Raw genomic sequence first — 24,060 nt, forward strand, 5'->3', positions numbered from 1 at the left:
AAAGGCTCTAAATCTTTATTAAAGTTTATCTGCTTGTTCAAAATCAAGTTCTGTACTTGTTTCGCGACCGAACATCTCTACATTTACTTTTAATTTAGCTTTTTCTTGTTCGATTTCTGTAATCTTACCGACCATACCACTGAAAGCACCTTCGATAATCGTAACCGATTCGCCGATTTCAAACTGAACTTCTTTATGACGAGAACTAATTCCTAAGCGACGTAAAATAACTTCGATTTCTTCTTTCAGTAATGGTGCTGGCTTACTACCCGCTCCATGAGAACCAACAAAACCTGTTACTCCTGGAGTATTACGAACAACATACCAAGAATCATCAGACATAATCATTTCCACCAAAACGTAACCAGGGAACGTTTTTTTCATCGTTACTTTATCTTTGCCGTTTTTCTTTTCAGTTTCTTCTTCTTCAGGGATAACAACTCGGAAGATATATTCTTCCATCCCCATACTGTTAGCGCGTGACTCGATATTTTGTTTTACTTTATTTTCGTAGCCTGAATATGTGTGTAAGACATACCAGTGCTTTTCAATTTCAACTTGTTCCACTATAATCTCTCCTATCTATTGTTTGAACTATTGATTTATTATCAGTTATCATACTTTATTTTAAGCCATACAAAAAAACCTCCGTTAAGATTAAAGAAGGTTTTGGCGCGTCGGTTATTTGTGGATAGTATACCATCTTTCAGATAAACTCGCCAGTAATTTTGATAGATTTATAAAATAAGATCAAGCAGAGAATCGATTCCGAAATCAACCACTATAAAGAAAATCGCAAATAACAGACAAACTCCGAACACAATAATTGTGTTTCTTTTTAATTCTTTACCTGTAGGCCAAGTGACAGCTTTCATTTCTCGGCTTACGCCACCAAAAAAACCTTTTATTTTATTCATACTATTCCCTCCGAACAGTTCAATTATACTAGTTTTTATTTCGTTTCACGATGCATTGTGTGTTGATTGCAATATTTACAAAACTTCTTTACTTCTAGTCGTTCTGTGCGTCCAGCACTATTCACTTTTTTAGAATAGTTTCTAGATCCGCAAATTGAACAAGCTAGAGCAGATTTTTTAACAGTCATTTTTTCACCTAAACTTTCTATTTTAGCGAGTGAAATCTCATTAAATTTAACACCACTTTGCGAAAGTGTCAATTATTCTTTTAATTAATTAAATAATCTAATCAACAAACAGTAAACTAAAAGCTAACAAGAGTATTTCTGCTCCACTAAAAATAGTTATATTCTTAATAGCTATAAAAAAAGTCTCTTCTTTTATTTGTTGCTGATTAAATTGCTGAAGATTATTCTTAAGTGGAATTAATGTCATCACAATCAAGAGCAATAAAGGGTGCATCAATTTAAGTATAACTGCCAAAATAATAACAATATACGAAGCATAGGTTAAGGCATTAAATAATAATACAGCATATTTCTTTCCTATATAAAATGGCAGCGTAAAGCGATGATTGTCAATATCTTGATTTAAATCACAAATGTTATTAGCTAACATAATATTGGCGATTAAAAAGACAGTTGGCAGCGAAACAAAAGCTATTTTTATAATGGAGAGATAGTCTCCTGTTAACAGAAAACTCGTTCCTTCAAACGTTAAGTTTAGCAGAGTCTCTGCTTCTACATTTACATATATAGTAATAAAAAAAATCCCAAAGCCCATAACTAATCCTGAAAGTATCTCTCCTAAGGGCATCCTTGAGATCGGAACAGGACCAAAGGTATAAAAAATACCAACAATAAAGCAGGCCCCTCCCATAAATAGCAGAAGGATTGTTGTTTGGAAAACCAACCACAGACCTAACAGCGAAGCAATACTTAGCATAACAATAATAAGTTGAATCACCGTTTTTTCTGCTATATTTTGTTGTCCAATAATATTCACTTCATTTTTGTACGTTTCATCTTTAGCTTTTTGATAATCCATTAGATTGTTAATAGCTGTCGTGGTCATATCAAACAAAAGCATGGCTATAAAAAAAAGCAATGTGTTCGTTATATTAAATGTTTTAAAGTACGTTAGAGAAAATAACGCACCCAATAAAAATGGAAATAAACTAGCAATTTTCGTCTGTATTTCAACAAGTTTTAAAAAAACGTTTACTGTCAATTAAGTACTCCTTCTTCTATTATAAAATAGAGTCGAATCTTTTTTCTACAATTAGTTCCTTATCGTAAACTCATCATCGTTCAATCTGAATTGTTCCTTTAGTCCTTTAGACAAATAAATCGACTTATCCTTCGTAACGAAGACCGCCTCTACATCTTCACTTTGATTAATAAAATCCAATCCCTCTTGCAAACCCTTAGAAAAGACAACAGTTGATAACCCATCTCCGTCAATTGATTTATCCGTTACAATACTGACTCCAGCTAGCTCATTATCAAACGGATCACCTGTTTTTGGATCCAGTAAATGATGATACTTTACTCCGTCTACTTCAATAAATCTTTCATAAATACCTGATGTTACAATTGTTTTGTTGCTAATCGGAATCGAACCTAGAATTTCACCTCTTGTCTCAAAAGGATTTTGAATCCCTACATTCCACTCAGCATCTTTAGCACGAGGACTATTGCCTAGAACAAATATATTTCCTCCTAAATCAATAATTGCAGTACTAACACCATTAGACTTTAAAACTTTTACCACTTCATCTGTAATATATCCCTTTGCAATGGCTCCTAAGTCTAGACGCATATTTTCTTCTTTCAAAAAAACGGTGCGTTTCTCATCATCTAATTCTACTTTTGTGTAGTCAATTAAACTTAAGGAATTTTCAATTTCAGATTGAGTAGGCTTTTTAGCATCATCAAAACCAATCCGCCAAAGGTTAGTCAAAGGTCCTACAGTCAAATCAAAACTACCGTCACTCTCACTGCTATATTCGTACGCAGCTTCTACTAAAGTATATACATCCTCAGATACCTCTTGTGGTTGAATTCCAGCTTGTTCGTTTATTTTCTCTACTTCGGATTGTCCTTCATTAACTGTAATTTTATTAGATAGCTCTTTGATACGATCAAAAACAATTGCTATCACATCTTTTTTTCCTTCATCGTAAATCTTTATGTTCACTACTGTACCCATTAAGAATTCCGTCTTACTATATGGCTCCTTCGTTAGTTGTGTTTCCTCTTTTTCTTCACTACAACCAGAAATAATGAACAGCATACTAAATAGGAGAATAAAATAATTTAAATTCTTTCTAGCCCTCATTTTCATTTCTCCTCTGCTTAGTTTAGACCATAATATCAAAACTTCTAATTAAAGTGAATACAAAATTCCAACAAGGTCTTAGAAATTAATCTAAGACCTTGTTTATTATGTTGTTAAATTGATAGAGCTATTTTCTATTCCTCTTCTACTTTGTTGTCCACTACGATTGTTTCTGTCTTTCCTTCTTTAGCAGCATCAACTAATTGTTGTGCATATGTTTTAAAAGATTCTGATGAATGAGTTGCTCCTGTAACAACTTCAACCTCAGCAGGATCTCCTTTTTCTACTAGATCTGCATTTAATTCAGGAGTATAATCAGCAGGACCTGTTCCAACTTTTTCCTTCATTGCTTTTTGGTACCCTTCATCTTCTGTTTTTAATGCGCCATCTTTATTAAGCGAATCGTAGTTCGATTCAGTAATTTTCCCATCTTTAACTGTAATAGCAAAATTAACTTTCCATCCATTTTGATCCAAGTTTTTTTCTTCTAATTTATAAGTACCATCTTGTAATTCCTCTACTGCTACTGTCGAGCTTTCTTCTTTCGCTGCGTCGTCACTACCACAAGCAGCTAAAACGATTGTTGATGCAAAAATAAGAGATGCTAATTTAAAGCCTTTTTTAATTTCCATAATGATTTACCACCCTGTTTTTAGTCTGTTCTTCCTTTTTTTGGTAATTTATTCACAAATAGGAAGAACATCTAAAAATAGTATAACCATTTATATTTAAATTGTCTATATCTTTCACAATCATTTTAATTTTGGACATATTTCATTTAGCTTTATCTGTTTCCTTCATTTGAATGTAGACAAATAGTTTTTTTTTTAGTATACTTACTTTTACATAGGTTGTGAATTTTTTAACTAACTTTTGTTTTCTCAATTTATCCTTATCGTATTAACTCGATTGATTACTTTCAAAAATATTGATTTTATATTTACTTAAACACTATCATAATAAGGAGTGGAAAGAATGACTTTAAAAAATATCGTCGTTGTTGGGGCTGGCTTCGCTGGAATCGCTACTACAAAAAAATTAGCAAAACGTTTTAAAAAAAATCCGGAGGTAAAAATTACTCTAATCGACCGCCATTCTTACCAAACATATATGACGGAATTACACGAAGTAGCTGGTGGCAGAGTAGAAGAGGATGCTATCAAATTTGATTTACAACGTTTATTCTGTAGATTAAAGAATGTTGATTTAGTTACCGATAATGTAACTCAAATTGATCATAACAAAAGAGTTGTTCTTACAGAAAATGGATCATTTCCTTTTGACTACCTTGTTTTAGGTATGGGTGGAGAACCAAATGATTTCGGAACTCCTGGAGTAAAGGAGAATGCTTTCACATTATGGTCACTAGATGATGCTTTAAAAATAAGAACTCATATAGAAGAAAAGGTTTCACTTGCTGCTATTGAAAGAGATACTGCTAAGCGTAAAGCGATGTTGAATTTTGTTGTTTGTGGTTCTGGTTTTACAGGAATAGAAATGATCGGCGAATTATTAGACTGGAAAAAAAGATTAGCTAAAAATAATAAAATTGATCCCTCTGAGATTAATTTAATGGTTGTAGAGGCTGCTCCTACTATTTTAAATATGATTACTCGTAAAGATGCAGATAAAGCTGAAAAATACATGGCTAAAAAAGGAATTCAATTGTTAAAGAATTCTCCAATTATAGCTGTTGAATCAGATCATATTGTTTTAAAATCTAATGAAAAGATACCTACTCATACCTTAATATGGACTGCCGGAGTTAAGGCTAATACCGATACAGAAAAATTTGAAATGGAGGCTGCTCGCGCAGGTCGCCTAGTTGCCAATGAATATATGGAAGCAAAAGGATTAGAGCAAGTCTATGTCGTTGGAGATTTAGTGTATTATGAAGAATTTGAAGACACACCGACACCACAAATTGTTCAGGCAGCTGAACAAACTGGCCATACCGCTGCTGACAATATTATTGCCTCTATCGAACAAACAGAAAAGAAAGTCTACTCAGGTAAGTACCAAGGGTTTATGGTTTCAATTGGCGCTACTTATGGCGTTGCACATCTAGGTGGATTCCTTCACTTAAGTGGCTTCCTAGCTATTTTGATGAAACACTTAGTTAATTTATATTACTTCTTTGGCATTCGTTCAGGATACTATGCTACACAATATATCTTCCATGAATTTTTCCATATTAAAGACCAACGAAATATTTTCCGTGGCCATTTGTCACGTTATGGTAATGTCCTTTGGAGTGTTCCTTTACGTATTTTTTATGGTAGCATGTGGCTTTTTGAAGGTATTAAAAAAGCATTTGGCTTATTCGGAACAGATAGCTGGTTTGGAAATAAAGTTGCCCTACCTTTCTCTTGGCTACAAGATGCTACAGCCGGTGCTTCGGCCGCTGACACGGGCGCTGTTGAGGCAGCAAAACCAATATTTGGACTAAGTTATGCATACGGTGAAGAGCCAATGATGGTCTTTACAAAAGCTCCTGAATGGTTCGAAAGCATCATGAAAATTATGGTCCCAACACCAGAAATTGCTTTAATATTCCAAAAAGTAATGACTCTTCTCGAAATAGCAATCGGCCTTGCTCTTATTGGTGGTCTATTCGTATGGTTGCTAAGTGCCTTAACCGTGGTCTTAGTTGCAAGTTTCTCTTTATCAGGAATGTTCTACTGGGTTAATATCTGGTTCATTTTTGTAGCAATTGCACTCATGAACGGTTCTGGTCGCGCTTTTGGCTTAGATTATTACGTTATTCCATGGATTCAAAAAATAGCAGGAAAATGGTGGTATGGAACACCTACTTCATTGTATAATAAGAAGGCATAGGTTTTACACGAAAAGAGTGGGTGCAGTTTACATCTGCCTTCACTCTTTTTTATATTATAAAATAGGAGGTATTCTGCGATGACAAAAAATCAGAAGATTGTCTATATTGCTTTACTAGCTGCACAAGCTGTTATCTTAGGCTTAATCGAACGAAGTATTCCTTTCCCGTTTGCTTTTGCTCCTGGAGCAAAATTAGGAATTGCTAATTTAATAACTATCATCGCATTATTCACTCTTCCTTTTAGAGATAGTTTTACTGTTGTTTGGATACGGTTAATCATGACAACTTTATTAGGAGGCACACTTTCTACTTTCCTTTATAGTTGTGCTGGCGCCTTGTTAAGTTATTTAGGTATGTTTTTAGTTAAGCAACTAGGTCCAAAATATGTTAGCATTATTGGTATTAGTGCCACAGGAGGCATCTTACATAATGTTGGCCAATTAGTCGTCGCCAGCTGGATTTCACAAACTTGGACGGTCATGTTGTATTTACCTATTCTATCTTTTATGGGTATCTTGTCTGGTATCGCTATAGGAATTGCAGCTAACTATTTAATGGAGCATATTCGAACACTTAGAGAATTTAACGTTTTTTATTATGATAAAACAACTAATTAAGAAAAAAATTATTCTATTAAGTTAGAGAAAGGAGTTGTTAATGATGTCTATGTCTTCTTTTTGGGAACCATATTTAGAACTACAAACAGAATTAGAATCAGTCTCACAGTTAATGGCTAAACAAATCCATTTACGAAACAAAGAGATTGAAGCAGCACTTTTAGATAGTATTTATTCTGGTGGGAAAATGGTGCGTCCTGCTTATACACTACTTTTCTCTAAATTTGGTGATAATCAGCAAGCAGATCGAACACTTGCACTTGCAGCTGCAGTAGAATTACTACATACTGCTACCTTAATCCATGACGATATCGTTGATGACTCTCCTTTAAGACGTGGAAACCCTAGTATTCAATCTAAATATGGTAAAGACGTTGCTGTTTATGCGGGTGACTATCTTTTTACTGTATGTTTTCGTCTTTTGTCTACTTATGCAGATACTCAAGAACAGGTTGAGATTAATTCCCGAGGTATGGAACGCATCCTAATGGGAGAACTTGATCAAATGTATTTACGTTACAACAAAAGAATGTCTATTCGTAACTATTTAACTCAGATTTCTGGAAAAACGGCTCAGTTATTTGCACTAGCTTGTTATTCAGGTGCATTAAATGGCGGTCAAACAGAGAAGTTTTCTAGAAATAGTTTTTATATTGGTAGCCATATTGGTATGGCCTTTCAAATTATTGATGATATTCTAGATTATTCCCAGACGTCTGATGTTTTCGGTAAACCTGTTTTAGAAGATGTTCGTCAAGGTGTTTATACTGCTCCTTTAATTTTTGCACTTAAAAAGGACAACAACCGATTAAGAGAGCTGATTGATAAAGAAACTCTTATGACTGATGAAGATGCTAGAGAAGTTCGTAAGTTAGTTGTCGAACTGGGTGGTTTAGAACAAGCAAAACAATTAGCTACAAAATACACTCAGAAAGCTCTAAAGCGAATAGAACTGCTACCTGAAAAACAAGAAAAGAATCAGATCAAACAGATTACACTAGCTTTGTTAAATCGTGGTGTTTAATAATTAGTTGTTTAAGTTACCTGAAAAAAATGACCTTGTAAAAGATTTTTATCTTTTACAAGGTCATTTTTTCTTAAAAACTTGCAAGAATAGTAGACAATTTTTTTATTAAATTAAACTACATTTTTATAGTATGCGCTTTCAAATTAACGTTTCTTCAATCAAGTAATTGTTTTAATTTACGTTTGCAGCGATCTAATGCATTTTTGACTTGTAAAATATCACAATTTAGATTAACTGATATCTCCTCAGCTTCATTATTATGGATAAAATCTAAAAATACACGTTGCTCAAATTCTGATAAAGTTGCTTGGTAATCAGCAAGTCTTTCTCTAACTTGAAGTATCTCAATCGTTGGCAGTTGATCCTTTCCTTGTAATATGTATTGCATACTTTGTTTACTCTCCAACATTTCTTCTAAGGATTCAGCATTTTTTTCAATCATTCTTTTCTTTGCCATATCTTTTCGAACTAAACTGAATATATGATGCTTCAAATTCAACTTATAAAAGTTGCCGAACGTGTGACCTTTTTCACTATCAAAGGAATGAATAGTCTTATGGAAAACTATTCTAGCTTCTTGTAGAAAATCATCTGACTCAAAACTTTTTAAATAAAAATCTTTTGTAATCTTTACAGACAAAGCGTGATAGCGCTTAAAAATAACATCAAAAGGAGTGTCATCTCCATTTTTTATAATCTCTATTATTTCCAAGTCGCTCATTTGTGTAAAAAGGCCATCGTTCTCTAACATCTTATTTCCTCCTTAAGATAATTAACTGTTAAAATCAAAAAATAATTTTTGAGTCTACTATTCTCGAAAGTTTCTAAAAAACGAACTAACAGTCATTTATTTTTTAGTCAAATCATCTCTCAATTTTTCCAGTTTATCTAGTTGAAGGCGGTTCCAAGGAGAATTACGGCGATACTGTTGATAATGGTATTCTTTTGCGTCTAAAGCAATAGCTTTTTTGGCCGTTTGCAAATCTTTGTACAATTCATTGGCAGATTTACGCAAAGCGCCTTTTTGGAAAACCAACCATTGTTCTGCGAGATCACTCGTTGCGACCGTTACTTGAGTAATCAATAAATTTTCATCTCCAATTACCCGTTCAATATAAGTATCCGCAGTTTCTCCTTCTTTCGTGAAAACAACGGTTAATGTATATTTTTTATATGACTTTTGGATTCCTGGGACAAGTTGGGCGTCAAATATCACTCGCGTTTCAATACCCGCGTACTGCTGATAATTCGCTAATTCATGAAGCAGCATTTCCCTAGCATCTTCCATCTTATCTCTATCTTTTAATTTCACTAATTCTGGCCACGAACCTATCATATTATATCCATCAATAATTAACAATTCTTTTTTCATGAAATTTCGCCCTCCTTTCCACATCGTTTTCTCATTTAAATTTTATGACGTCCTCTGAAGACTTCATACATCAATAAACTAGCAGCAACACTGGCATTTAGACTCTGAACATGCCCTGTCATAGGGATTGTTAACATACCATCCATTTGCTCCTTAACCAATCGAGTAATCCCTTTCCCTTCATTTCCGATGACTAATGCTAACGGTATAGTCGTTTCCCACTTCCGATAATCTTGACCTTCCATATCTGTTCCATAGAACCAAATACCACGTTCCTTTAATTCGTTAATTGTATGAGTTAAGTTAGTTACTCTAGCTACGGGCACATGTTCAATTGCTCCAGTTGAAGCTTTAGCAACCGTTGCAGTTAGACCAACAGCACGTCTCTTAGGAATAATTATTCCGTGTGCTCCGCTTGCATCAGCAGTACGCATAATAGAACCAAGGTTATGCGGATCTTCTACTCCATCTAAAATAATAAAAAATGGATCTTCATTTTTTGCAGCAGCAGCAGCAAATAAGTCATCGATTGTTGCATATTGAAAAGCAGCAGCCGCAATAACTACCCCTTGATGCACGACTCCTTCTACTAATCGGTCTAATTTTGTTTTAGGTACATAAGAAATTTGAACATTTCTTTTTTTAGAAAGTTGTTGAATTTCATTCATTTTAGATCCACTTAATCCTTCTTGAATGAATACTTTATTGATATCGCGTTCTGATTTTAATACTTCTATTGCAGGTAGTCGACCTGCAACTAAATCTTGTTGTTGTTCTTCTTCGTCCATTATCTCAGTTGGAATACTCTCTTCTCTTCGGGCTCTAGCAGGTTTCGATTGTTTCTTTTGATTTGGATTTTGCTTGTTAAACGTACGCTTATCTTTGGACATTGTTCTTTACCTCCACAGTGTTAATACACCAATTGATTAATTCTTCCATTCTATTTGTTTGTTTAGATAAATGCAAATAACCCATCAATGCTTCGAACCCTGTTGATGTTCGATAAGTAATGATATCTGCATTTTTTGCAGTAGTATGACTTTTAGAATTCCGGCCACGTTTATACATTTCGATTTCTTTTTCATTTAATAAATCTTGTGCATCTAACATCTCATGCATCAACATATTTTGAGCTTTAGCTGAAACATATTTGGTTGCCGTTTTATGCAATTGATTGGGTCGTGTAAATCCAATCTGGACTAAATGCTCACGAATATAAATCTCATATATTGCATCTCCAACATACGCTAAAGCTAATCCATTTAATAAAGACCAATCTTTTTTTACTATTTCTTTATTATTCTCTTCTCCATCTTGTTCCTTGTGGGGTATCATCTAAAATAATTCCTTCCGTTTTCAATAACTCTCTAATCTCATCACTTTTTTTGAAATCTTTGTTTAATCTTGCTACATTTCTATCTTCAATCAGCTCTTCAATTTTAGTATCTACTAATTCTTTTGCTCCAAAATTTATTCCGAAAATTTGCATCAGCTCTTCAAATTGAGACAACATCGCTGTTATTACCACTTTTGAAACAATCTCATTTTCACTATAGATATTCATTAATTTCGCTAGCTCATAAATAATGGTAATGCCATTTGCTGAATTAAAATCATCATCCATCTCTTCAATAAAACTTGTTTTTAATGTCGCCAGTTGCTTCAAATAAACTGAGTCATCAGACGATGTTTCTAACGCATTCTTTAAACGGTAAGAACTATTATCAAATGCTCTTCTTAATTTATTCAAATTTGTCTTTGCATCCTCAATTGTAGACTCATTATAACTAATAGGACGTCTATAGTGTGTAGTAGCCATAAAGAATCGTAAAATCTGCGGATCCATTTTTTTTATCATATCATGAACCAATACAAAATTCCCAAGAGATTTGCTCATCTTTTCGTTATCCATTGTCACAAAACCATTATGCATCCAATATTTAGCGAATGTATGGCCTGTCTTTGCCTCGCTTTGTGCTATTTCATTCTCATGGTGCGGAAATGATAAATCTTGTCCTCCAGCATGGATATCAATCGTATCACCTAGATACTTTGTTGCCATAACTGAACACTCAATATGCCAGCCTGGTCTACCCAATCCCCATGGTGCTTTCCAACTGATTTCATCTAATTTAACTGCTTTCCACAATGCAAAATCTAATGGATCTTCCTTTTTATCGTTCTCACTAGATATTGTGCGATTGCTTGCACCGACCTCTAATTCATCAATAGAAATTCCGCTTAGCTGTCCGTATTTCTTAAACTTTCTTGTTCTAAAATAAACGTCTCCATCCACAGCATATGCATATTCTTTTTTAATCAAATCCGCTATAAAGTCTATTATTTCAGGAATATTTTCCATTACGCGTGGGTTCGCTGTTGCATCCCTAACACCCAATGCTTTCGTATCAGTATGATAAGCCTCAATGAAACGATCTGCTACTTCTTGAGCAGTTAGATTAAGATCCTTCGCTGTATGGATAATTTTATCATCCACATCAGTAAAATTTGAGATGTAGTTAACTTCATAGCCACGGTATTCTAAGTAGCGTCGAACTGTATCGAACGCGACTGTACTTCTTGCATTTCCAATGTGAATGTAATTATACACTGTTGGACCACAAACATACATCTTTACTTTTCCTGGTTCTAAAGGAATAAACATTTCTTTTTCTCTTGTTAAGGTATTGTATATTTTAATCATTGCCATTCTCCTCACTTTAAATCTAGTTTATTTAGTTATCTTTATAACTACCTTTGTACTACTTTAGCTGGTATACCGACAGCTGTTACACCTGCTGGAATAGATTTTAGAACCACAGCTGATGCACCTATTTTAGTATCGTTTCCTATAGTAATTGGCCCAATAACTTGAACATGTGCTGATAGTAATACATTATTGCCTATCGTTGGATGTCGTTTACCTTTATCTTTACCGGTTCCTCCCAGTGTTACGCCATGAAACATCACAACATCGTCACCTATAACAGCTGTCTCCCCTACTACAATACCCATCCCATGATCAATAAATAGTCTTCTTCCAATAATTGCCCCGGGATGAATTTCGATTCCAGTTAAAAATCTAGAAAAATTAGCAATGATTCGAGCAAGTAAATAAAAATGATTTAAATGTAATTTATGAGCTACGCGGTGTAGTAAAATAGCATAGAAGCTGGGATAAGTTAAAATGATTTCAAGTTTACTTTTAACAGATTGATCTTTATTTTTAATTGTCTGAAGATCTTCTCTCATTCGTTTCATTGTATCCCTCCACTTGCTTAAAGATAGTGTAAGAAATTAAAACAGCGTCTTTTATTTTTATAAAAGACGCTGTTAACGTTGTTCCACTTTTTTTCTGTTGCAGTTTCTATACACAACATGAAATTATCTATAGAATTGTATCGGACAAATTAACGGTTGTTACCGGTTGATATCTACTCTTTTCAATACCACAACTCAGAGAGGCACTTCACATTTAAAAAAACGTCTGTTTACACCGCCACAGACTCTCTTTAGATTTTTTAAACCTTACTTTTTCTCGTCATAGTTTTTATTTTATTCAATTATATTGACTGATTCTATTTCTATAGATGTGAGATCGCTGTTTTTAAGTGTGCTTTCGTTTTTTCGCGACCGAGTAATTCAATTGTTTCCGGTAACTCAGGTCCATGGACCTGACCAGTTACACCTACTCTAATTGGCATAAAGAGGTTTTTACCTTTTATACCTGTTTCTTTTTGAATAGCTTTAATTCCAGCTTTGATACTAGCAGCATCAAAGTTTTCTAAATCTGTTATAACTTTTTCAAAGGCACTTAGCACTTCAGGAACAGTTTCTCCTGCTAGTATTTCTTTTGCTGCTTCATCTAATTCTGGTGTCTCTGTAAAGAATAAGCTAGCTAATGTGGTGATTTCAGCACCGTAACTCATTTGGTCATGGTACAATCCAATAATTTTTTGAACCCATTCTTTTTTATCATCAGATAGATTTTCTTCTACATAGCCCGCTTTAACTAAATGAGGCATAGCTAATGTTGTCACTGTTTCTAAATCAGTTTGCTTCATATACTGATTATTAATCCAATCTAGTTTTTTAGGATCAAAAGCTGCTGGTGATTTACTCAAACGATCTGGATTAAACATTTTTATAAAACTTGCTTGATCAAAAATTTCGTCTTCTCCAACTGGCGACCAACCTAGTAAAGCAATAAAGTTAAACATAGCTTCTGGTAGGTAGCCTAAATCACGGTACTGTTCAATAAATTGTAAAATACTTTCATCACGTTTACTCAATTTCTTACCTGTTTCACTGTTGATAATTAAAGTCATATGCCCAAAAGTTGGTGGTTTCCAACCAAATGCTTCATAGATCATTAATTGTTTAGGTGTATTAGCAATATGATCGTCACCGCGTAAAACATGACTGATTTCCATATAATGATCATCTATTGCAACAGCAAAATTATAAGTTGGCATGCCATCACGTTTAGCGATGACAAAATCTCCACCAACACTGCTGGCTTCGAATGTAATCGTTCCTTTTACCATATCTTCAAAACTATAAGTATTTTCTGGCGAAACTCTGAAACGGATAACAGGTTCTATCCCCTCTGTTCCTTTAGCTTTTTGCTCTTTAGGAGACAAGTTAGCACATTTCCCACCATAATGAGGCATTTCTCCACGAGCGCGTTGTGCATCACGTTCTGACTCTAATTCTTCTTCAGAGCAATAACACTTATAAGCACGACCACTTAATAATAATTGTTCCACTAGCGGATCATAAGTAGATCTTCTTTCAGATTGTCTATATGGACCATGTTTCCCAGGTTTATCCGGACTTTCATCCCAGTCCATTCCTAACCATTTTAAATTCTCTAACTGACTTTTTTCACCATTCTCTATATTGCGTTTTTGGTCCGTATCTTCAATTCTTATAATGAAATCTCCACCATTATGTTTGGCGAATAAATAATTGAACAAAGCTGTTCGAGCATTCCCGATGTGTAGATTTCCTGTTGGACTTGGCGCATAGCGTACACGAACTTTTTTTGTCATGATTGTTTCCTCATTTCTAAATAGTATTTTTTTCAAGTAAACAAATAGCCATTGCTGCAATACCTTCTTGACGCCCGACAAAACTCATTTTCTCAGATGTTGTCGCTTTTACGTTAACACGTTCTGCATCCATTTGACAATCAAATGCTAAGTTTTCTTTTATTTCTTTTAAATAAGGCTGCATCTTTGGTTTTTCTGCCAAGATTGTCGTATCTATATTAATAATAGTAAATCCTTCTTCAGTCAATCGTTTACTAACTTGTTGCAGTAACTCCCTTGAATTCGCATCCTTAAAATCCGGGTCATTATCAGGGAATAAATGACCTATATCGCCTTTTCCGGCTGCTCCAAGTAAAGCATCTATAATTGCATGAATTAAAACATCCGCATCAGAATGACCTAAAAGACCTTTTTCAAAAGGTATTTTTACTCCACCAATAATACAAGGTCGCCCTTCTACTAATTGATGAACATCATATCCTTGTCCAACTCTTTGCATAGGATACTCCTTCTGTTCTTTTTGATGATTCTTCAGTAGTGCTTCGCCTATTATTAGATCTTCAGGAGTTGTTATTTTGATGTTATCGTAGTTACTTAAAACCACACTAACGTCTTCACCTATACGCTCTACTAACGAAGCATCATCTGTTCCTAAAAAATTTTCACCCTCAGCTAGTTGATGTGCTCTAATGATTAATGAACTGCTAAATGCTTGAGGGGTTTGAATTTGCCATAATTTTGACCTCGGTACGGTTTCGATTACAAACTCTTTTTCAACTTTTTTAATCGTATCTTTAACAGGAACTCCTAAAATAGCTGCTTTTGTTTTACGGACGGTATCATTTAAGCTCTGAATAGAGTAATTATCTATAAATGGTCTTGCTCCGTCGTGAATCATAACAAAACCATCTATATTTTTTAATTTTTCTAAACCACAACTCACACTATCTTGGCGCTCAATTCCACCTTCAACAAATGTGATAGGGGTCGTAGTAGCTAACCCTTCTTTTAAAGATAATTCTTTTAATAGCGGTATTTCCTCTTTTTTTGCCACAATAATAATATGACAGCAGTTGCTATCTTTTAGAAAAGTTCTTAAGGGATAGACAATCATTGGTTTATTTAATAGTGGCAGCAAAACTTTATTTTTCGAAGTTCCCATGCGCTTTCCATGACCGGCCGCTAATAAAATCAGCTCATAGTCTTTGTTCATCACAAGGCTCCTATTCTTTTTCTTTGATTCCTTTTTGAGAATGCACTGGTTTTGCGAAAATCATACGGCCAGCAGCCGTTTGTAGTGCGCTTGTTACAACAACGTTAATTGTTTTATTCATATAATACTGACCATCTTCAACTACAATCATTGTCCCATCATCTAGATAAGCTACTCCTTGATTACGTTCTGTTCCTATTTTAACAACCATAACCGTCATTTGTTCGCCTGGAATCACAACAGGTTTCACAGCATTTGCTAATTCGTTGATGTTCAAAACTGGAACATTTTGGAATTCACTCACTTTATTCAGGTTATAGTCATTTGTAACGACTACTCCGTCTAAAAGTTTTGCTAATTTAATCAGCTTCGAATCAACTTCAGCAATATCCTCAAAGTCACCATCGTACATTTCAACATCCATATCATTCTCTTTTTGAAGAGCATTTAAGATATCTAATCCTCTTCGTCCTCGTACGCGTTTAAGGCTATCCGAAGAGTCTGCGATGTATTGTAGTTCTTGTAAAACAAAGTTAGGGATTAACAGTACACCCTCAACAAATCCTGTTTTAGCAATATCGTAAATTCTACCATCAATAATAACACTAGTATCTAGAATTTTGTATTTTCTAAAGGTTTCATCTGATTTTCGTTCTAACACCTGATTTTCATCATCTGTTTCCGTATTCTTTTTAGATTTTGTTTGAAACATTTTCTGCCACTCTTCACGTCTAGTGGTACCAATACGGAAACCAAGATAAGCAAAAATAAACATTAGAATTATTGGTAAGATACTACTAATAAATGGCAATGATAGACCAATTAGGAAAAGACTTCCTAGCCAAGCTAATACCATCCCTATAATTGTCCCTATACTTCCAAATAATAAGTAAGTAAGGCTTTGTTGGCTCAATAATACTTCTATTTTTTTAATTCCTTGTTCAATATACTTTGTGGTAGGAAGAGAAATCAATAAAAATATAATAGCACCAATCACAATATTCACAAAGCTATAATTTACAAATGCATTTGAAACGCTAAAGATTTCCCAAACTAATGGTAAGAAACTAGCTCCGATACTTCCACCGATTAGTACAAAAATTCCCATAATAATTTTTTTGGCCAAAATAATCCTCCTTTTTCAATAAATGCGTCTCTCTGCTTACTAGTATCCGAAGCAGAGAGACACTTTATATTTAATTTTTATCATTAATTCCCGAAAGCTTTTCGTATACTATCAGAGATAGTTGACACTCCTATAATTTCAATATCCTTTGGAAATGTCCAACCACCAATATTATTTTTTGGAATAAATATTCTTGTAAAACCAAGTTTAGCCGCTTCCTGAACTCTTTGGTCTATCCGACTAACTCTTCTTACTTCACCAGTTAGTCCTATTTCACCAATAAAACAATCTTTTGCTCGTGTCTCTTTTTCTTGGTAGCTAGAGGTGATGCTCATCGCAATCGCTAAATCAATCGCCGGTTCATCTAATTTAACTCCACCTGCTGCTTTTAAATACGCATCTTGGTTTTGCAGCAATAAACCAGCTCTCTTTTCTAGAACAGCCATAATCAAGGATACTCGGTTATGATCTAATCCACTTACCGTTCGCTTAGCATTCCCAAAAACGGTTGGTGTAATCAAAGACTGAATTTCTGCTAGGATCGGTCTTGTCCCTTCCATCGCAGCCACAACTGCTGAGCCTGTTGCTCCGGCTAAACGTTCTTCAAGGAACATCTCTGAGGGATTAAGAACTTCTATTAAACCTCCGTTGCGCATTTCAAAAATCCCAATTTCATTTGTTGAACCAAAGCGATTTTTAACGGCTCTTAAAATACGAAAAGTATGGTGTCGATCGCCTTCAAAATAAAGAACTGTGTCAACCATGTGCTCTAGCATTTTAGGACCAGCAATAGAACCCTCTTTCGTTACATGGCCTACGATAAAAATAGCAATATTATTAGTCTTAGCTATTTTCATTAGGTCTGCCGTACTTTCTCGTACTTGACTAACACTTCCAACGACACTTGACACATCTGGCTGACTCATTGTTTGAATAGAGTCGATAACAACAAAATCTGGCTTTATGTCTTCAATCGTCTGACGAATCGCTGCCATATCTGTTTCAGGATAGATATAAAAATTATCTCCTTTTACACCTAGTCGATTAGCACTCATCTTAAGTTGGCTGGCACTTTCTTCTCCTGATACATATAAAACTTTTCCTCCGGTATCATTTAACTGAGCGGAAACCTGCAGTAAGAGAGTTGATTTTCCAATTCCTGGATCTCCTCCAATTAGAATTAGGGAACCTGGCACTACTCCTCCACCTAATACACGATTCAATTCAGCCAATTTTGTTTTCACTCTCGGTATTTTTGAAACAGTAATTTCTTGAATTGTTTGAGCCTTAGCAGATTTCCCCGTCATACTAACTCGACTTCTACGGTTGTTCTTATCTGCAATAATTTCTTCTTCCATTTGGTTCCACGCACCACAGTTTGGGCAACGTCCCATCCATTTCGGAGATTCGTATCCACAAGCTTGGCAGACAAACTTTGTTGATGTTTTTTTTGCCACCGATCGAACCTTCCCTTCTTTTATTACATAGAATGTAAGTGTATTTTACCACAAAAATAACGATAAAAGGTTTTAAAACCCTTTTATTCTCTTAAGTAGTGTATTTAAAATCTGGGTTATTTACTTTAACTTTACGTCTTGTAGGCACGATAGTTTGAATTCTTTTTTTAGATTGTCATTTTATTTTAAAAAAATAACAGATAAATTAAGAATGTATGTTCTTAGTTTACCTGTAGTCCATATCTTACTCTGCATATTTACTTTCCTGAAGAGCCAAATCCACCTAACCGATTTTGCTCTGTAATTCGTTCGTTATCTGCTTTCAAAAAAGGTAAAAATATCCCTTGTCCAATGCGGTCTCCTTTTTTGATAAGGTGATCCTTGATTCCATAGTTAATAAATTGAAAATAAATATGGCCTTCATTAGCTTCATTATCATAATAATCAGAATCAATGACACCTATTCCATTTGGTAATAATAATTGGTTCTTGATTGGATTGCTTGATCGATTTGCTAGCTGAAGAAATTCATCTTCTCCCATATAAGATTTTATACCTGTTGGGACTAAGGTAGATTTCAAATGTTTTCGGTTTTCTTCTCCCAGAGAGAAATGATTTTCTTCCTTTGATAGCTGTTTATGTCTGACTAAAACTTTCCAAATAGAAGGTATTAAACAGTCTTCTGCTGCCTCAAAATCATATCCAGCTGCATGCCTAGTAGCTCTTATAGGCATATTGATTCCTTTTTCTTGATAAGCCGTTACTATTTCAAAACCACGTTGTTTACTCATTTTCTATCCCCTTTAGTAAATCATTTAACCTACTTTATTTGTTCAAAACATCTTAATTATTATAACAAATATTTAATAGTATTACGATACCTTCTATAATTCTATATCCAGAGCACTAAATAGTTTGATTGTCTTGGGCACTGTGCACAAAAAAAACAACGAAATCTGTGCAGTGCTCCATTTCAAAAAGAGAACGTTTACACTATACTAACTATATTAATGAAAACGTTATATAACGAATAAAAATAGGACAGGTGATCAGTATGGTAGAAATCGCTCTAAATAATATTCACAAAAAATATGACAATAATGAGAATTATTCTGTTACAGATTTTAATTTAAATATTAAAGACAAAGAGTTCATTGTTTTTGTTGGACCTTCTGGTTGTGGTAAATCTACAACTTTACGTATGATTGCAGGATTGGAAGATATCTCTGAAGGAGAATTAATTATCGGCGATACATTAATGAATGATGTCGCTCCCAAAGATCGAGATATCGCAATGGTATTCCAAAACTATGCTCTATACCCTCACATGACTGTTTATGACAATATGGCTTTTGGTTTGAAATTACGTAAGTACAAAAAAGAAGAAATTAACCGCCGTGTAGAAGAAGCTGGTGAAATCTTAGGACTAACCGAATACTTGCAACGTAAACCAGCTGCACTTTCAGGCGGACAACGCCAACGTGTTGCTCTAGGGCGTGCTATTGTTCGAGATGCTAAAGTTTTCCTAATGGATGAGCCTTTATCTAACTTAGATGCAAAACTTCGTGTGGCTATGCGTGCAGAGATTGCTAAGTTACACCGACGTCTTGAAACGACTACTATCTATGTTACTCATGACCAAACTGAAGCTATGACTATGGCTGATCGGATTGTCATTATGAAAGATGGTTTTGTTCAACAAATCGGTTCTCCAAAAGATGTCTATGACACTCCCGTGAATAAATTTGTAGCTGGTTTTATTGGTTCTCCAGCGATGAACTTCTTTGATGTAACGTTAAATGGAAACATTTTATCTAATGGAGCTGGCTTAAAGCTAGTTATTCCAGAGGGTAAAAGTAAATTCCTAATCTCTAAAGGTTATGACGGAAAAAAATTAGTTTTCGGTATTCGTCCAGAAGATATCCATAGTGAGCAAATAGCATTAGAGGCTGACCCTACTAGTGTTGTACATGCAGAAGTTGTTGTATCAGAATTACTAGGTGCTGAGACAATGTTGTATACTCGTGTAGATAACACTGAATTTATTTCTAAAGTTGATGCACGTGATTTCCATAATCCAGGAGAATTTATTGACTTGGCATTTAATCTGAATAAGAGCCATTTCTTTGACCCTGAAACAGAAGAGGTTTTACGTTAATCTCCTTATTATCTAGCATTTATTCGCTAAGTAATAACCCAACTATTGGTTAACCCCTTAACAGAAAAGAACTGAGATTAGGACAGGTTTGTCCGAAATCTCAGTTCTTTTTATAGTTCTAATACCTTTATTATCTTAGCAGGATTGCCACCAAGAACTACATTATCAGGAAATGATTTTGTCACAACTGCTCCTGCACCAACAACTACATTATTTCCTAATGATACACCAGGAATAATAATTGCTCCCCCACCAATCCAAACATTATCCCCTAATGTAATTGGTTTGCCATATTCGATTGATGTATTACGCTTTTCTGGATCTAACGGATGGGTGGCCGTATACAATTGAACATTCGGAGCTAACATGCAGTTTTTTCCAATTGTAATCGGACAAATATCTAGTAGTGTACAATTAAAGTTCGCATAAAAATTCTCTCCAATATGAATATTGAATCCATAATCTACTATCAGCCCACTATTTATATGGTAGCTCTTGCCGGTAGTTCCAAATAAATCCTTTATTATAGCATTGTTTTCTTTGAGCTCTAAAGATTGATTAAATGCTCTTAATCTTTCTTGAGCATTCTTTCTAGCTTTAGATAATTCAACATCAGAGGCATCATACATTTCTCCATTAATCATTTTTTCTTTTTCAGTGCGCATAATTTTATACTATCCTTTCATAACTATTCGTCATTTAGTAAGTTATTTAGTAGCTTTCATACAAACTATTCGATTGTCTGTTTAAATTCAGAAACTTGGTGATAGGCTACAGCAAACGTTTGACTTAGTTGTTTATATACTGGGAACATTCTTTTGTAGACTTGCGCCTCTTGTAGTTGTGGTTTGTGTAAATAAGTTAGAACATTCATTAATTCTATTTCTGTAATTTCATTCATCACATTCATACTTTTTAGCCCTATTACTGCTGCTCCCAAACAAGAACTTTCGATGCTTTCTGGAAACTCTAAAGGGTAATCAAACACATCGCTTAACAATTGACGCCAAACCGGGGATCGAGAAAATCCTCCAGTTGCAGTGATTCTTTTCGGAGGGCCAGCTAGTTTAGATAGATCCATCAATACGGCATATAAGTTAAAGGAAATCCCCTCCACTACTGCTCTCATAAAATGTTCGGGTCGGTGCATCATGTTTATTCCAAAAAAAGACCCAGAAGCCTCGGCATTCCACAATGGTGCGCGTTCTCCGTTAAGATAAGGATGGAAGAATAGGCCTAGAGAACCAGCTGGTACTTTTTTGAGCTCATCCATATAACGAGAATAAGAACTTAACTCTTTGCTTAAATAAGTTTTACTTGCCCATTCTAAAATATTTCCCCCATTATTAACTGCTCCACCAATTACCCAGTGTTGTTCATCTAAAACATAACAAAATGTTTTGCCCTCAGGATCAGTGAAAGGCTCTTTAGTCACCATCCTTATCGCTCCACTTGTTCCTATAGTAACAACAGCTTCACCCGGCTTAACTGCTCCTACTCCCAAGTTAGATAAGCATCCATCGCTTCCTCCAATAACAAAAGGAGTTTCTGGAAGAAGACCCATTTGAGTTGCGTACTTTGGAACCATCCCTATTAGTTTTTCTGTCGGTGATACTAGTTCAGATAGCCCATTTTCAGTAATTTTAGCAATAGTTAAGGCAGAATCATCCCACTTAAAATCTCTAATATTAAATAAGCCCGTACTTGATGCAACAGAGTAATCTATCATATAACGACCGAATAGTTGAAAAAAGATGTATTCCTTTATTCCAATAAACTTTTTCGCTTTGTTGAATAGCTCAGCATGTTCTTCTCGAAGCCAAATCAGTTTAGTCAGAGGTGACATAGGATGTATCGGTGTTCCTGTACGGTGATAGATAGATAACCCTTCTGCTTTTTTTAATTTTTCAGCATACTCTGCCGCTCTGTTATCTGCCCATGTTATACTTCTTGTTAGCGGTTTATCATTCTCATCCATGGCAATCAAGCTATGCATAGCACTTGAAAAGCTAACACATAGAATTCTATCAGGACAAATAGCAGCTTTTTTCATAACTAATTTAATACTTTTCAACACCGCTTGAAATAAACTATCCGGATTTTGCTCTGCCATTGCTGGTGTATCTCTAAATAAAGGATAAGCTTCATAACTAGTAGCTACCGCTTCTCCATTCTGTTTAAATAAGACTGCTTTAGTGCTTGTAGTCCCTATATCTACCCCTATTACATATTTTTTCTGCATAAAAAAACTCCTCAATTAGACTTTAACTGCTAACTAAATTTCTATTGTAAAAAAAAAAGAGGCAATAAGTTTCGACTCTTATTGCTCTTCTAATTCTTTTAATAAATTACTACAGGAATCCCCGTTTCAATTTGATTATAAATTTCAGACATTATTGTAGGAGGTGTATTTATACAACCATGAGAACCGTTCGTTAAATGATTGCTTCCCCCATAATTAGATTGCCATGGAGAATCATGAATACCAACTCCATCCCAATCAACCGGAAGCCAATAATCAACTGGAGTTGCATAATCTTCACCCGTCAAAGTAGCGTTTCGGTCTTTCTTCCAAACATAAAAAACTCCTTTTGGTGTAGGTGTTTTAGGTTTCCCTGATATAATGTCCGTCTCTAAAAAAAGTTGCCCATTAGTATAAACCCACATATGCTGTGCAGCAAGATCAATTTCAATATAATTTTCACCAAACTCATTTCCGTCATCTGTGTAGCCAGAACCATTATACCGTGGTGTCCGCTCTATATTCTCACCTAATAGAATATCCTTTACTAGTGAATCTGTTTCGCGAGTTGCATCTAGTGTCCAACCATACGTTCCAGCTAAAACTTTAACGATACCTCTCTTACTTGTTTTAAAGTCTCTCGTTTTTTCGTATGTACTATATTTAGTACTAAGTTCTTCCATATAAGTATAAACACTATTTCTATCTACTGTTATTAAACCCGATTCATTTATATTTAACCAATCAAACAATATTTCACGAGGTACAATTTCTTTTGAACCAGCTATATTATGAGTAATCGATAGACTGCTTAATTTTTTTAATTCATCTAAATTCACTTTTAAAGCCTTATCAGTAGAAACTATACTTGGCTTAACATATGTCTGCTTTAGGTCTATAGTAGTATTGCCTTCTCGTACCGACTCTTTTAGTAAGTCTTTAACCTTATCTTCATCAAACATATTGCCTTTTATTTCGGATTGGATACTAAAATTACTATCTATTTTTACAATTTTTGCATCTTCCGATTTCGTACGATTTCCTTGATTAAGCGGTAAATCAGAAAGGAAAATCTTAACTACATCATCATTAAAACCTAAACTATTCATGGTTAATTGCGTATTGTTAGGACTTATTTTTTTTATTGGCCAAGTCCAACTATTCTGCTTTTTCATTTCATTTTCTAGTGTTTCTGCAAAATCAGAGGCTACACCTATGTCTGTACCTTTAAAAGAGAATAATTTTTTATTGCCTTCAACAACTTTAAACTCTTTTCCTTCATAATGTTTTTTTATAGCTTGATTCGCTTCTTTAATAGTCATATTGCTAATTGACAGGCTATCTACGGTTGTTTTAGGTAAAAACTGTTGTGTATATTGCATACTCACCTTTACATATAACCCTGTAGTTAACACAAAAAAAACAGCTATTCCTACGAAAATCATTTTTCTTCTATTCATTAGATACATCCTTTTTGCCATATTTTTATCTCGCTTCTTATATTTTACCATGTTTCATCATGAAGAGTAGCTTTATATCAATTTGCAAGAATAATAAAAACAAAAAAAGTACCATCCGAAGATGATACTTTTTTTATAGATGCGCGGCAGCGTCCTACTCTCACAAAGGGAAACCCTTCACTACCATCGGCGCTAAGAAGCTTAACTGCTGTGTTCGGCATGGGAACAGGTGTGACCT

Annotated in this window: 24 protein-coding genes, 1 rRNA gene, 1 pseudogene and 1 other annotated feature; of the genes and pseudogenes, 4 read left to right on the forward strand and 22 right to left on the reverse strand. The window is 34.6% G+C overall.

The features are described 5' to 3' along the window. Positions 1 to 18 precede the first annotated feature (18 nt). From nusG to WBF61_RS01510, 6 genes are all read right to left on the reverse strand, one after another. Entirely contained in the window at positions 19 to 567 is a 549-nt protein-coding gene (gene nusG, locus WBF61_RS01485; protein ID WP_424253277.1) for a transcription termination/antitermination protein NusG, read from the reverse strand. A gap of 170 nt (positions 568 to 737) precedes the next feature. Continuing rightward, positions 738 to 917 carry a preprotein translocase subunit SecE gene (gene secE / locus WBF61_RS01490; RefSeq protein WP_424253279.1) on the reverse strand — a complete coding sequence of 60 codons (180 nt, stop codon included), beginning with the start codon at positions 915 to 917 and terminating at the stop codon, positions 738 to 740. A gap of 35 nt (positions 918 to 952) precedes the next feature. Beyond that, positions 953 to 1,105: a 50S ribosomal protein L33 gene (rpmG, locus tag WBF61_RS01495; RefSeq protein ID WP_424253281.1), complete on the reverse strand. Its 153-nt coding sequence runs from the start codon at positions 1,103 to 1,105 to the stop codon at positions 953 to 955. 97 nt (positions 1,106 to 1,202) lie between these two features. Continuing rightward, on the reverse strand, positions 1,203 to 2,147 hold the full coding sequence (gene menA, locus WBF61_RS01500; protein ID WP_424253283.1) for a 1,4-dihydroxy-2-naphthoate polyprenyltransferase: 945 nt from the start codon (positions 2,145 to 2,147) through the stop codon (positions 1,203 to 1,205). A 51-nt stretch (positions 2,148 to 2,198) separates the two neighbouring features. Further along, positions 2,199 to 3,257 (reverse strand): FAD:protein FMN transferase, encoded by a 1,059-nt coding sequence (locus WBF61_RS01505; protein ID WP_424253284.1) that lies wholly within the window; start codon positions 3,255 to 3,257, stop codon positions 2,199 to 2,201. A 134-nt stretch (positions 3,258 to 3,391) separates the two neighbouring features. Continuing rightward, on the reverse strand, positions 3,392 to 3,889 hold the full coding sequence (locus tag WBF61_RS01510; RefSeq protein WP_424253286.1) for an FMN-binding protein: 498 nt from the start codon (positions 3,887 to 3,889) through the stop codon (positions 3,392 to 3,394). A 343-nt stretch (positions 3,890 to 4,232) separates the two neighbouring features. Between WBF61_RS01510 and WBF61_RS01515 the strand changes: the two genes are divergently transcribed. The 3 genes from WBF61_RS01515 to WBF61_RS01525 all read left to right on the forward strand — a co-directional run bounded on the left by WBF61_RS01515 (position 4,233) and on the right by WBF61_RS01525 (position 7,737). Beyond that, positions 4,233 to 6,095, forward strand: coding sequence for an FAD-dependent oxidoreductase (locus tag WBF61_RS01515; protein WP_424253288.1), 1,863 nt, complete (start codon positions 4,233 to 4,235; stop codon positions 6,093 to 6,095). A gap of 78 nt (positions 6,096 to 6,173) precedes the next feature. After that, the gene (locus WBF61_RS01520; RefSeq protein WP_424253289.1) at positions 6,174 to 6,713 is read left to right on the forward strand and encodes a Gx transporter family protein; all 540 of its coding nucleotides are present in this window, start codon (positions 6,174 to 6,176) and stop codon (positions 6,711 to 6,713) included. Between the two features lie 43 nt (positions 6,714 to 6,756). Beyond that, the gene (locus tag WBF61_RS01525) at positions 6,757 to 7,737 is read left to right on the forward strand and encodes a polyprenyl synthetase family protein (RefSeq protein WP_424253291.1); all 981 of its coding nucleotides are present in this window, start codon (positions 6,757 to 6,759) and stop codon (positions 7,735 to 7,737) included. Positions 7,738 to 7,894: 157 nt separating this feature from the next. Here the strand turns inward: WBF61_RS01525 and WBF61_RS01530 are convergent, their stop codons facing one another. The 12 genes and pseudogenes from WBF61_RS01530 to WBF61_RS01585 all read right to left on the reverse strand — a co-directional run bounded on the left by WBF61_RS01530 (position 7,895) and on the right by WBF61_RS01585 (position 18,753). Then, on the reverse strand, positions 7,895 to 8,491 hold the full coding sequence (locus WBF61_RS01530; RefSeq protein WP_424253293.1) for a sigma-70 family RNA polymerase sigma factor: 597 nt from the start codon (positions 8,489 to 8,491) through the stop codon (positions 7,895 to 7,897). 96 nt (positions 8,492 to 8,587) lie between these two features. Continuing rightward, positions 8,588 to 9,112, reverse strand: coding sequence for an NYN domain-containing protein (locus WBF61_RS01535; protein WP_424253295.1), 525 nt, complete (start codon positions 9,110 to 9,112; stop codon positions 8,588 to 8,590). A gap of 35 nt (positions 9,113 to 9,147) precedes the next feature. Further along, on the reverse strand, positions 9,148 to 9,900 hold the full coding sequence (rlmB, locus tag WBF61_RS01540) for a 23S rRNA (guanosine(2251)-2'-O)-methyltransferase RlmB (RefSeq protein WP_424253318.1): 753 nt from the start codon (positions 9,898 to 9,900) through the stop codon (positions 9,148 to 9,150). A gap of 88 nt (positions 9,901 to 9,988) precedes the next feature. Continuing rightward, positions 9,989 to 10,447: a Mini-ribonuclease 3 gene (locus WBF61_RS01545; protein WP_424253297.1), complete on the reverse strand. Its 459-nt coding sequence runs from the start codon at positions 10,445 to 10,447 to the stop codon at positions 9,989 to 9,991. Next, the gene (gene cysS, locus WBF61_RS01550; protein ID WP_424253299.1) at positions 10,410 to 11,816 is read right to left on the reverse strand and encodes a cysteine--tRNA ligase; all 1,407 of its coding nucleotides are present in this window, start codon (positions 11,814 to 11,816) and stop codon (positions 10,410 to 10,412) included. Before cysS ends, WBF61_RS01545 begins: the two co-directional genes overlap by 38 nt. Positions 11,817 to 11,863: 47 nt before the next feature. Next, the gene (gene epsC / locus WBF61_RS01555) at positions 11,864 to 12,373 is read right to left on the reverse strand and encodes a serine O-acetyltransferase EpsC (protein ID WP_424253301.1); all 510 of its coding nucleotides are present in this window, start codon (positions 12,371 to 12,373) and stop codon (positions 11,864 to 11,866) included. A gap of 59 nt (positions 12,374 to 12,432) precedes the next feature. Continuing rightward, positions 12,433 to 12,666, reverse strand: a binding site (T-box leader). Between the two features lie 30 nt (positions 12,667 to 12,696). After that, complete coding sequence (gene gltX / locus WBF61_RS01560) at positions 12,697 to 14,166, reverse strand: glutamate--tRNA ligase (RefSeq protein ID WP_424253302.1); 1,470 nt, start codon at positions 14,164 to 14,166, stop codon at positions 12,697 to 12,699. 16 nt (positions 14,167 to 14,182) lie between these two features. Beyond that, positions 14,183 to 14,665: a 2-C-methyl-D-erythritol 2,4-cyclodiphosphate synthase gene (ispF, locus tag WBF61_RS01565; protein WP_424253320.1), complete on the reverse strand. Its 483-nt coding sequence runs from the start codon at positions 14,663 to 14,665 to the stop codon at positions 14,183 to 14,185. Between the two features lie 42 nt (positions 14,666 to 14,707). Then, positions 14,708 to 15,379, reverse strand: a pseudogene (gene ispD / locus WBF61_RS01570) (2-C-methyl-D-erythritol 4-phosphate cytidylyltransferase); the annotation flags it as partial. Positions 15,380 to 15,389: 10 nt separating this feature from the next. Continuing rightward, the gene (locus tag WBF61_RS01575) at positions 15,390 to 16,505 is read right to left on the reverse strand and encodes a PIN/TRAM domain-containing protein (RefSeq protein ID WP_424253304.1); all 1,116 of its coding nucleotides are present in this window, start codon (positions 16,503 to 16,505) and stop codon (positions 15,390 to 15,392) included. An 83-nt stretch (positions 16,506 to 16,588) separates the two neighbouring features. Further along, complete coding sequence (radA, locus tag WBF61_RS01580) at positions 16,589 to 17,962, reverse strand: DNA repair protein RadA (protein WP_424253306.1); 1,374 nt, start codon at positions 17,960 to 17,962, stop codon at positions 16,589 to 16,591. A gap of 257 nt (positions 17,963 to 18,219) precedes the next feature. Further along, entirely contained in the window at positions 18,220 to 18,753 is a 534-nt protein-coding gene (locus tag WBF61_RS01585; RefSeq protein WP_424253308.1) for a dUTP diphosphatase, read from the reverse strand. A 263-nt stretch (positions 18,754 to 19,016) separates the two neighbouring features. Between WBF61_RS01585 and WBF61_RS01590 the strand changes: the two genes are divergently transcribed. Further along, positions 19,017 to 20,120: an ABC transporter ATP-binding protein gene (locus WBF61_RS01590; RefSeq protein WP_424253309.1), complete on the forward strand. Its 1,104-nt coding sequence runs from the start codon at positions 19,017 to 19,019 to the stop codon at positions 20,118 to 20,120. Positions 20,121 to 20,230: 110 nt separating this feature from the next. On the opposite strand, the gene WBF61_RS01595 is transcribed toward WBF61_RS01590, so the two are convergent. The 4 genes from WBF61_RS01595 to rrf form a co-directional block, all read right to left on the reverse strand. Then, positions 20,231 to 20,785, reverse strand: a complete 555-nt coding sequence (locus WBF61_RS01595; protein WP_424253311.1) for a sugar O-acetyltransferase — start codon at positions 20,783 to 20,785, stop codon at positions 20,231 to 20,233. A gap of 65 nt (positions 20,786 to 20,850) precedes the next feature. Next, positions 20,851 to 22,362: a gluconokinase gene (locus tag WBF61_RS01600; protein WP_424253313.1), complete on the reverse strand. Its 1,512-nt coding sequence runs from the start codon at positions 22,360 to 22,362 to the stop codon at positions 20,851 to 20,853. A gap of 98 nt (positions 22,363 to 22,460) precedes the next feature. Beyond that, a complete protein-coding gene (locus WBF61_RS01605; protein WP_424253314.1) occupies positions 22,461 to 23,822 on the reverse strand; it encodes a L,D-transpeptidase family protein in 1,362 nt (453 codons plus the stop codon). 141 nt (positions 23,823 to 23,963) lie between these two features. After that, a 5S ribosomal RNA gene (rrf, locus tag WBF61_RS01610) occupies positions 23,964 to 24,060 on the reverse strand; the annotation flags it as partial.

Source organism: Carnobacterium sp. (genome assembly GCF_049673005.1).
In the GTDB taxonomy this organism is placed as follows: Bacteria; Bacillota; Bacilli; order Lactobacillales; family Carnobacteriaceae; genus Carnobacterium_A.

What these genes read in the sequence shown, in the direction of transcription:
- secE (WP_424253279.1), bottom strand. Translation starts at nt 917, where the DNA reads ATGAATAAAATAAAAGGTTTTTTTGGTGGCGTAAGCCGAGAAATGAAA.
- rpmG (WP_424253281.1), bottom strand. Translation starts at nt 1,105, where the DNA reads ATGACTGTTAAAAAATCTGCTCTAGCTTGTTCAATTTGCGGATCTAGA.
- WBF61_RS01505 (WP_424253284.1), bottom strand. Translation starts at nt 3,257, where the DNA reads ATGAGGGCTAGAAAGAATTTAAATTATTTTATTCTCCTATTTAGTATG.
- WBF61_RS01510 (WP_424253286.1), bottom strand. Translation starts at nt 3,889, where the DNA reads ATGGAAATTAAAAAAGGCTTTAAATTAGCATCTCTTATTTTTGCATCA.
- WBF61_RS01515 (WP_424253288.1), top strand. Translation starts at nt 4,233, where the DNA reads ATGACTTTAAAAAATATCGTCGTTGTTGGGGCTGGCTTCGCTGGAATC.
- WBF61_RS01520 (WP_424253289.1), top strand. Translation starts at nt 6,174, where the DNA reads ATGACAAAAAATCAGAAGATTGTCTATATTGCTTTACTAGCTGCACAA.
- WBF61_RS01525 (WP_424253291.1), top strand. Translation starts at nt 6,757, where the DNA reads ATGTCTATGTCTTCTTTTTGGGAACCATATTTAGAACTACAAACAGAA.
- WBF61_RS01530 (WP_424253293.1), bottom strand. Translation starts at nt 8,491, where the DNA reads ATGTTAGAGAACGATGGCCTTTTTACACAAATGAGCGACTTGGAAATA.
- WBF61_RS01535 (WP_424253295.1), bottom strand. Translation starts at nt 9,112, where the DNA reads ATGAAAAAAGAATTGTTAATTATTGATGGATATAATATGATAGGTTCG.
- rlmB (WP_424253318.1), bottom strand. Translation starts at nt 9,900, where the DNA reads ATGGACGAAGAAGAACAACAACAAGATTTAGTTGCAGGTCGACTACCT.
- WBF61_RS01545 (WP_424253297.1), bottom strand. Translation starts at nt 10,447, where the DNA reads ATGATACCCCACAAGGAACAAGATGGAGAAGAGAATAATAAAGAAATA.
- cysS (WP_424253299.1), bottom strand. Translation starts at nt 11,816, where the DNA reads ATGATTAAAATATACAATACCTTAACAAGAGAAAAAGAAATGTTTATT.
- epsC (WP_424253301.1), bottom strand. Translation starts at nt 12,373, where the DNA reads ATGAAACGAATGAGAGAAGATCTTCAGACAATTAAAAATAAAGATCAA.
- gltX (WP_424253302.1), bottom strand. Translation starts at nt 14,166, where the DNA reads ATGACAAAAAAAGTTCGTGTACGCTATGCGCCAAGTCCAACAGGAAAT.
- ispF (WP_424253320.1), bottom strand. Translation starts at nt 14,665, where the DNA reads ATGCAAAGAGTTGGACAAGGATATGATGTTCATCAATTAGTAGAAGGG.
- WBF61_RS01585 (WP_424253308.1), bottom strand. Translation starts at nt 18,753, where the DNA reads ATGAGTAAACAACGTGGTTTTGAAATAGTAACGGCTTATCAAGAAAAA.
- WBF61_RS01590 (WP_424253309.1), top strand. Translation starts at nt 19,017, where the DNA reads ATGGTAGAAATCGCTCTAAATAATATTCACAAAAAATATGACAATAAT.
- WBF61_RS01595 (WP_424253311.1), bottom strand. Translation starts at nt 20,785, where the DNA reads ATGCGCACTGAAAAAGAAAAAATGATTAATGGAGAAATGTATGATGCC.
- WBF61_RS01600 (WP_424253313.1), bottom strand. Translation starts at nt 22,362, where the DNA reads ATGCAGAAAAAATATGTAATAGGGGTAGATATAGGGACTACAAGCACT.
- WBF61_RS01605 (WP_424253314.1), bottom strand. Translation starts at nt 23,822, where the DNA reads ATGAATAGAAGAAAAATGATTTTCGTAGGAATAGCTGTTTTTTTTGTG.